The sequence below is a fragment of the Okeania sp. SIO2F4 genome (assembly GCF_010672385.1).
Classification (GTDB): Bacteria; Cyanobacteriota; Cyanobacteriia; order Cyanobacteriales; family Microcoleaceae; genus Trichodesmium.
Genome location: NZ_JAAHGT010000395.1, coordinates 1 through 8,439, shown reverse-complemented (window position 1 = coordinate 8,439; position 8,439 = coordinate 1). Strand labels below are relative to the sequence as shown.

8 protein-coding genes are annotated in these 8,439 nt (G+C 38.5%); 3 read left to right on the top strand and 5 right to left on the bottom strand.

Annotated features, from left to right (window positions below):
- Positions 1-2,252 (bottom strand): tetratricopeptide repeat protein (locus F6K22_RS22730; protein WP_293103047.1); only part of this gene is annotated, 2,252 nt, incomplete at its 3' end.
- A 133-nt stretch (positions 2,253-2,385) separates the two neighbouring features.
- The gene (locus F6K22_RS22725) at positions 2,386-3,183 is read right to left on the bottom strand and encodes a DUF4384 domain-containing protein (RefSeq protein WP_293103044.1); all 798 of its coding nucleotides are present in this window, start codon (positions 3,181-3,183) and stop codon (positions 2,386-2,388) included.
- 184 nt (positions 3,184-3,367) lie between these two features.
- Between F6K22_RS22725 and F6K22_RS22720 the strand changes: the two genes are divergently transcribed.
- Positions 3,368-4,009, top strand: coding sequence for a CRISPR-associated protein Cas4 (locus F6K22_RS22720; RefSeq protein WP_293103041.1), 642 nt, complete (start codon positions 3,368-3,370; stop codon positions 4,007-4,009).
- 62 nt (positions 4,010-4,071) lie between these two features.
- Here the strand turns inward: F6K22_RS22720 and F6K22_RS22715 are convergent, their stop codons facing one another.
- A complete protein-coding gene (locus tag F6K22_RS22715; RefSeq protein WP_293103038.1) occupies positions 4,072-5,148 on the bottom strand; it encodes an NAD(P)/FAD-dependent oxidoreductase in 1,077 nt (358 codons plus the stop codon).
- A 124-nt stretch (positions 5,149-5,272) separates the two neighbouring features.
- Between F6K22_RS22715 and F6K22_RS22710 the strand changes: the two genes are divergently transcribed.
- Entirely contained in the window at positions 5,273-6,094 is an 822-nt protein-coding gene (locus F6K22_RS22710; protein ID WP_293103050.1) for a YaaW family protein, read from the top strand.
- A 322-nt stretch (positions 6,095-6,416) separates the two neighbouring features.
- Positions 6,417-7,166, top strand: a complete 750-nt coding sequence (locus tag F6K22_RS22705; protein ID WP_293103036.1) for a hypothetical protein — start codon at positions 6,417-6,419, stop codon at positions 7,164-7,166.
- A gap of 193 nt (positions 7,167-7,359) precedes the next feature.
- Here the strand turns inward: F6K22_RS22705 and F6K22_RS22700 are convergent, their stop codons facing one another.
- Entirely contained in the window at positions 7,360-7,512 is a 153-nt protein-coding gene (locus F6K22_RS22700; protein WP_293103034.1) for a hypothetical protein, read from the bottom strand.
- A 232-nt stretch (positions 7,513-7,744) separates the two neighbouring features.
- On the bottom strand, positions 7,745-8,439 hold a 695-nt coding region (locus F6K22_RS22695; RefSeq protein ID WP_293103031.1), incomplete at its 5' end, for a DUF561 domain-containing protein.

The window sequence follows — 8,439 nt, the reverse complement described above, 5'->3', positions numbered from 1 at the left end:
CTGCTACTATTTTGAGACCCCTCTTGTGAAGAGGGGAAACTGTGAACAGAGTTAGAGTTAGACTTAGACCTAAACTCCCTTTCCATCTTAGCCCCCCTTACCAAGGGGGGTTGGGGGGATCTCCCACTCTCCACAGGAACTTCCACAGAAACTTCTGGCAACTCCATCACCGACTCTCGATACACAGAAATCAAGCGATCGATATTCTCTGCCTGCCCTAAATCAATCATTTCCACGTCAGAAGGTTTTCCCGCAGCTAAAACAAATGCCAGATACCGCGCCTTCTGCCAACTATTATTCTGAAAATCAACGACTCGAAACCGCACGAACTCCAACAACTTCGCTCCCTCTGGTAACTCTAAAGCTACTGCCCGTCTGTCGCCCATTTGTTCCTGCATAGCAATTTCTGGCACTTCTCGCGCTAACTGTCTTTCTAACTCATTACATTCTTTTTGCAGTTGAGCTAACTGTTGTTTGTGAACTTCCCGTTTTTCTAGTGGGGGTACTTGATAGGTAAATGCTAAAAGTTGGTCGCACTTTTGTCGCCACTGTGAGAAAATCTCTTGGAGTTGGGGATAACGCCCACTGAATACAGCTTGATTTTGAGCAGCAAGAGCTGTTGCAGTTAGAGCTTTTCGTTTGAGGACGAGATTTAATGCTGCTTGTTTTGCTGCTTGGGAGTGGGGGAGATATTGGTAGACTAAGGAGAGGAAAGCCTCAAGTGCAGGTCTGACTTCTTTCTGGATATGGGCAAGGCGATCGCTCTCGGAACTAGAAGCAAAGATAACCTGGATAGTTTTATCTTGGATGTTGCTTGCTTTGAGCATCAGTTTGAATGCTTCTTTGGGGCGATCGGTTTTAGCTAGTAATAAAGCCAAGTGGTTGAGGTGATTGGCAAGGTCTGGATGATTGGCAGGCAGGGCGATTTTGACGATTTCTATGGCTTGTTGGTACAAAGGTTCCGCTTCCGAGTATCTTCCAAGAGATTTATATAAATTTGCTAGGTTGTTGAGGCGGGTAGCACGTTCAGGATGATTAGGAGGCAGGGCGATTTTGTCAATTTCTATGGCTTGTTGGTACAAAGGTTCTGCTTCTGAGTATCTCCCTTGAGATTGATATAATAACGCCAGGTTGTTGAGGTGGGTGGCACGTCCAGGATGATTAGGAGGCAGAGCGATTTTGTCAATTTCTATAACTTGTTGGCACAAAGTTTCCGCTTCCGAGCATCTCCCTTGATAACGATATAAGTTTGCTAGGTTGTTGAGGCGGGTAGCACGTTCAGGATGATTAGGAGGCAGGGCGATTTTGTCAATTTCTATGGCTTGTTGGTACAAAGGTTCTGCTTCTGAGTATCTCCCTTGATAATAATATAATCCTGCCAGGTTGTTTAGGTGAGTAGCACATCCAGGATGATTGGCAGGCAGGGCAATTTTGTCAATTTCTATAGCTTGTTGGTACAAAGGTTCTGCTTCTGAGTATCTCCCTTGAGATTCATATAATTCTGCTAGGTTGTTGAGGTTGATGGCCAGGTCTGGATGATTGGCAGGTAGGGCGATTTTGTCAATTTCTATAGCTTGTTTGAACAAAGGTTCCGCTTCCGAGTATTTCCATTGAAAACGATATAATAAAGCCAGGTTGTTGAGGAGGGTGGCAAGATAAGGATGATTTACAGGCAGGGAGATTTTGACGATTTCTATAGCTTGTTGGTACAAAGGTTCCACTTCTGAGTATCTACCTTGAGATTTATATAATTCTGCTAGGTTGTTGAGACTGGAGGCAAGATAAGGATGATTTACGGGCAGGGAGATTTTGACGATTTCTATAGCTTGTTTGAACAAAGGTTCCGCTTCTGAGTATCTCCCTTGAGAATGATATAATTCTGCTAGGTTGTTGAGAGAAGTTGCGACATTGGCATGACTTTCTCCCCAGAGTTCTAGTGCTAACGTCTCTACTTGTTTGACAATGGGTATTGCTTCATCGTATTTACCTGTGTTGTATAGTTCAGTCGCTTGTTCATTTAGCTGTTTCCACTCCTCCATCATTTCTGCTAGTTGTTTAGCAAAGCTTTGCAACCATTCTGCATTGCTTTCCACATCTTCTGGCATCTTAGCTGCCACTAATTTCATCACTTCCACAAAAGCTTCATCAACTAAGTGAGAATTAGCGTGTAAAGTCGCTTGCTCCTCGGCATTAGGGCAAGTTAGCAGTTGGTTAATTAAATTTAGACGAGCTTGAAATTGTTCTTTGTTCATATTAGTTTGTCCTTATTTACATAATAGAATCATGTCCGATAAAAGTGAGTCAGTGGGAGCATCTTGCTCCCGTTGTCAATAATCACAATTATTTATGCTGGTGCGTTACGCTTCGCTCAAACACACCCTAAATCTAAACTACCTGATAATTCATATACCACAAAGTACAATCTGACTTCCCTTCAAAATATGCCAAAAATTCCTGCAAATGCTTTCCCTGCAAAAGTAAAGGTGGTTGTTCTGGTTTCGGCAACCAATCTAATTTGGGCCTTTGGGGAGCGATCGCTGCTATTATCTCCTCAACCCCTGGTTTACCAGTTAATTTAAAATACTTTTTTCGCGCTCCCTCCTGTGGTAGTGATGCGACACCAGTCTCATTAAAATGGGGAGCAGGTGCCAAGAATGAAGGAGACAAACAGAAAAATTCGCCAGAAGTACCTTTTTCTAATAGGGTTAAATACCCCGGACGTTCCAACTGTACCTCAAATTTAATCTCAGTGCCCAAAAGTACACTATCAGGATAATTAGAATCATGTTGCCACATATTCATTGTGCCAACCCCTTGGATAACAGGACCCATTTTATTAGTTGAAACAGCCATATTTTTCAATAGATACCAAAAATAAGCTACTTCACGCAACCACCTTTTAGCAATTTCCAACTTATCATTATTTGCGCTATTAAAATTACAACCTTCAGCCTCCAATTTGTTATATATTGTCTTAGTCAACGAGTCACGCAGACTATTTTCTGGATTTTTACTACCACTTTTTAATAAATTTGTTGACAAAACATCAGCCAATGCTTGATTAGTCAAATCATCATTATCTATTTTAAACCGTTCGGTAAATACTAATCTAGTTTTATCTCTCAAATGAAAATTATCAGCTATTTCATTGAGGAAATCTGTATATTTTTTTGGGTCGAGCATAAAATTTACCTCTTAGATATTTACCAAAAATTATAAATAACCAAATCTGAATCTGCAACCCTAATTCTACCAACTTCTACCAACTTCTACCTAACTCTTTTAGCTCTACTTTATTCTTGTAATTTCTATTTACAAATCAAAAATATTTAGCTACCTTGAAAAAAGTTAATTGAGAAAAATAAAAATGAAAACATCCCTAAAAAAACGGTCACAATTTTATGCTTGGGTAACTTGGCTAGCCCAAATATTAGCCAATGAAAAACAATGTAAATATGCAGTCTCCCTCCAAACTAAATACAAATTTGATAAACCTTCCAGTAACTATGACTCTAGTAAACATGATGAAAAAGTTCTTGAAAGAGCAGCAGAACTACACAATGAAGGATTTACAGTTTATATTGAGGATGACAATTCATTCAAAGCTTATAGTAAAAAATTCCCGATATGTGTTTCTGGTAAACCCGATATTATTGCCACAAAAGATAATTGGGTTATTGTTGAGGATATTAAAACAGGTAGGCGCAAAAATTCTCACAAAATGCAAGTTTTACTCTATATGTTTTTACTGCCCTTAGCATCAGAAACTCAAGAACTTTGTCACCAACAAATACCTCACGGACGTATTGTTTATTCAGATAATATTGTGGAAATTCCTACATGGGAAGTTAACCAAGAATTTAAACAGCGCCTTCGAGAATTACTTGCGATAATTTGTAGCGCTAAAATACCTAAACCAACTCCTAGTATTTGGGAATGTCGTTACTGCAAAGTTCCTGATAATCATTGCCCTGCTAAAACTAAAAATAATGATAATCTTGCAGCATAATTAAATTTTGGTAGTAGGAATTTTTGTAATTATCTGAAGACTGCTATTAATACCTCCATTAATCACTCTACCCCCATTTGACTCAACCAATTTGCTGCAGCTAACCCGGAAGCAAAAGCACCTTCAATATTATTCCCACCACACCAGTCACCAGCACCCACTAATGGCAATGGCATTTCTGTAGTCAGACAAGAAACACTCAAAGCTTGACGACAAAAAGCATAACGCCATCGGTGTACTTGCAACCATTCTGGATTACTTAACCACGGCAATAACTTTTGTGCTGTATACTCTAGTAATTCTTTCCCTACTGGTTGTAAGTCTGGGATATCGAGGTAGGTAGTAGCAAACTTAGCGCTACTTTGAATCACAAATACAGGTTGAGTAGGATGGAGTCTTTTACTACTATCAACACCTACCCAGTCGAGATAGTCATCATTCGGGAAAGCGATCGCCCGCCATTCTGGTAAATTTTTCTGTAGTGCTGGAGAATATCCTGCCATCACAGAAATACAAGGGTCATATTCCACAAAACGCAGATGATTGAGAAATTCTGGCTGTATTTCCGCAACAGGTTTTTCCAAAATCATTAAAGTTTGGGGTGCAGGGATAGCTAAAACTACAGCTTTCGCTATTACTTCTGTTGGTTTTTCAGTAGCAGCATCATTAGTAATTTCCAGAGTCAAACACCAATTTTTTTCGGCTATTGGTTGCATAGTTTGTACTCGCCGACTAAACCAAATATCTAAACCTTGGGCAAGAAATTTGCCGACAGAGTTCATTCCCTGGGGCGCAATATAACAATTTTTGGTAATGGGAAGTAGCGGTCTCTGGGGTTGAGTTAGTTCATAAATTTTATCTGTCCAAAGTTCGAGAATTGGCTCGACATCCGGGCTATTTTTTTGACTTTTGAGATTATTAATTAATTGTTGCAAAAATTTACCTGTCGGTTCGAGGTAACGTACTCCATGATCGGCGCGACTTCCTGAGACTCGGCGAGTTGCCATGCGACCCCCCACTCCCCTAGATTTTTCCAATACCACCACCGAATAACCAGCTTTCTGTAGTTCTTGAGCGCAGACTAAACCAGCTATACCTGCACCAATGACGGCAATATCAAATTTTTGGGAGTTGTTCATAAATTTTAAGATTAGAATAAATATTTTATGTTATACTAACTAATTGGTTAATGTTAAAGTTGGCTTAGTTAAACTAAATTTAAAGTATAATCGTAGTGCTTTGTGTGCGTGGAGGGAATGTAAGTTGGATGAACTAACAGCAGCACTGGAATTGGCAACAGAAGAGGAGTTACAACAGTTAACAGGACTTTTGTTTGGGCGCGGGATCAATCCTTTGGATTATTTCCAGACTCCTCTACCAATAGATGTACAAAGTCGCGATCGCGATGCCTGGTTAGATGCACTAGACCAGAGATTTCGTTATCTAGCAGCAGACGGTATGACAGTATTACGGGGACATACCCAGAAAGTAAGTTATCGGCAAGCTTTAATTAAGGTCTGTGGTTATCTCAAGATTCCCTATTCTCAAAAGCTTTCAACCACAGATTTAGAAGCAGAGGTGTTTCTCCATGTTTTAGGTCGAACCTGGAAACGTTTGCCTCGATCCCAACAAGATGTCTTAGCCCAAAATATACAAAATTCCCTGGCTGAGTATAACTTTCCTCAGCCTATACCAATATCAATACAAAAAAATCCATTAAGTTTACTCTTTAAAGGTAGTACCGCTTTTGCAGTCAGTTCGGTATTGAAACCAATATTACTCAAGCAGCTAGCTCGTCAATTTGCCATTCATTTTGCTAAATATGAAGTGGCAAAAGCAGCATTAGTTAGAGGTGGAGCAACAGCAGCAGCTCAGTTTCAAAGTCACATCACTATGCAAATGGCTAATCGAGGGATGGCTGTTAGTGCAGCTCGTTACGGGGCAGTACGGACAGCTTTAGGATTTTTAGGCCCGATGTTGTGGACTTGGTTTTTGGCCGATTTGGGTTGGAGAGCGATCGCTACAAATTATGGTCGTGTGATTCCGGCTGTTTTTGTTTTGGCCCAAATTCGGTTGTTGAATTAGCAAGGATGTGTTAAATGTTAGGTTTTATAGCGCTACGCATTAAGGTTAGGACATTTCTAAATCCTGAAACCCTTGAACAGTTCACTATTCCCTATTCCCTATTCCCTATTCCCTAGCGCGTAGCGCTATAGTTTAGAGTTATATAAAGTTCTAACGTAATTTAATAATTATAGATTTTGGTTGAATAAAATAGCAGTCAAATTAAGTCGAGCAATTAGAGAAAATTTCTATTAGAGTAATTGAACTAGAAGACAAAATTATAGTAGGATAAATTCCAGATTGTTAACCCTTGTTTTAATTACCAGTTTTTAGGAGAACAGAAATGAGTCTGAGTATTCAAGGTGTAGTTAGTTCTATTAAGGAAGAGCTAGCTCCCCAGTTCGAGGAAAAATTACGCAGTTATTTAGTACAACAAGATCGAGACTGGTTAATTGAGCAAATTATACGTTTAACTTTAGATTCTTTCTATATAAAAAAGAAAGATATTAAAGCTATTCAAGAACAAAAAGCTCTAGAGCGACTTTCAAGAATAGAACGCCTCAAAGACATGGCACTGGATAGACAAAAATTAAATGATTTTATTAAAAAAAATCAAAAAATAAATCGCGATCGCCTAATAGAAGCTGAATATTTAATTAATAATCCTCCAGAAAAAGGGACTGACTTAATAACAGAAAAATATCGGAGCGATCTGGGTAATGAATTATTAATTCTAGCTAAAGATGTGCTTTTTGCACTACTATTTGGAGATGAAAGTAATCATGTAAAATTTACTAGAATTGAACAGGAATTATTAACATTAACTGTGCCCAGATTCAAATCTGAATCATTAAATTTTATGAAGGCAACAACAGAAATTAGTGGTTTGGGAACCTGGCAAGATCCGGATAGTGTATCTAATGATTCACGAGCAGATAATATTATTTTGCAGGTCGAGTATGGAGAAATAGAAGGAGAATTAATAGGCAATGGTATTGTAACTTGCTTAAGCTTAATCAATAATCTAGAAATTAATGAGCAAATTCTCTATGCAAGAATGATAAATGTTGAAGAAAGTACCTTAATTACTTAAATTTATTAGGACTTATGCAAAATCAGGTATTTCTGTAATTGCGAGCGACTGTATCTAGCACAATTAAATTTTTTCTGACGACCATTCATCTCTAATTTGTTGTTGATATTTCATACCATTTATCAAAAGTAATGCTATACTTGAAAACTGCCCAAATAACCATCAAAATAACAAATATTATTGAATACTTATATCACGTCAATAAATAGTATTGATAAATATAAATTCCAAGTATAGCAAAGTTTTTGAGAATTGGTATCAGAGGGTCTATACTAAGTTTGATTGTGCCTCCATACTTAGCTAAGTCTACATTTTGTAGTTCTGTTTTTAACTTAGAAGCAGCCAATAACTTTTCAATTTATTGCCAGTCTTGATAGTCAATCAAAACTTCTACAGGACGGATGGTTTCATCGGTAACTATTTTCTTTTTAAAACTTATCATAATTTTCTCCTATCTATGGATAAACTATTCCTCACAGACTTTTTGATTTGAATAGGAACGTTGTATGCAACGTCCCTACAGGGTTATCATTTTTTAGTGTAGTTCATTAACCTGAAAACTCTCCAAGTCAAGCAAATTAAACAGACATTACATCTGCTTTCACATTACTAACAGTTGCCAAAGCTTCCACTAAACTACGAACTGCTGCTACCATTGCCACTTCATCATTCAGTTTGTTAATAGCGGAACCTACACCAACGCCAGCAGCACCAGCAGCGATCGCTAATGGAGCAGTAACATTGGAAATACCAGAAGCACACAACACAGGTATACTGACAGCACGAGAAATTTCATAAGCTGCTGCTATAGTAGGAGCTGCTTTTTCAATTAAACCCAAAGTTCCAGGGTGAGTAGGTTTAGCAATGACAGCACCTTCAGTTTGAATAATATCAGCACCAGCTTTTTCTAACTCAGTAGCTAGTTGTACTTGGCGATCTAATTCTAAAAGATGGGGAACAGTTACAGAAAGAGTAATATTAGGTAAAAGTTGGCGAGTTTCTTCAGTTAACTGTAAAACTTCCTCTGCTTCAAAGCGCATTCCTTGAGCGTAAAATGCCTCATAATTACCAATTTCAATTAAGTCAGCACCCGCTTCTACTGCTGGTACAAATTTAGCAGCTTCAATAGCAGACACACAAATAGGTAAGTTGGTTAAATTGCGTGCCATCTCTACTAAACTAGGATCGGCAGCAATATCAAGGAAAGTTGCTCCACCTAAAGTTGCGGCTTTAACTGTTGCTGCTACTCTATCTTTATCAAAATTAGTCAAAC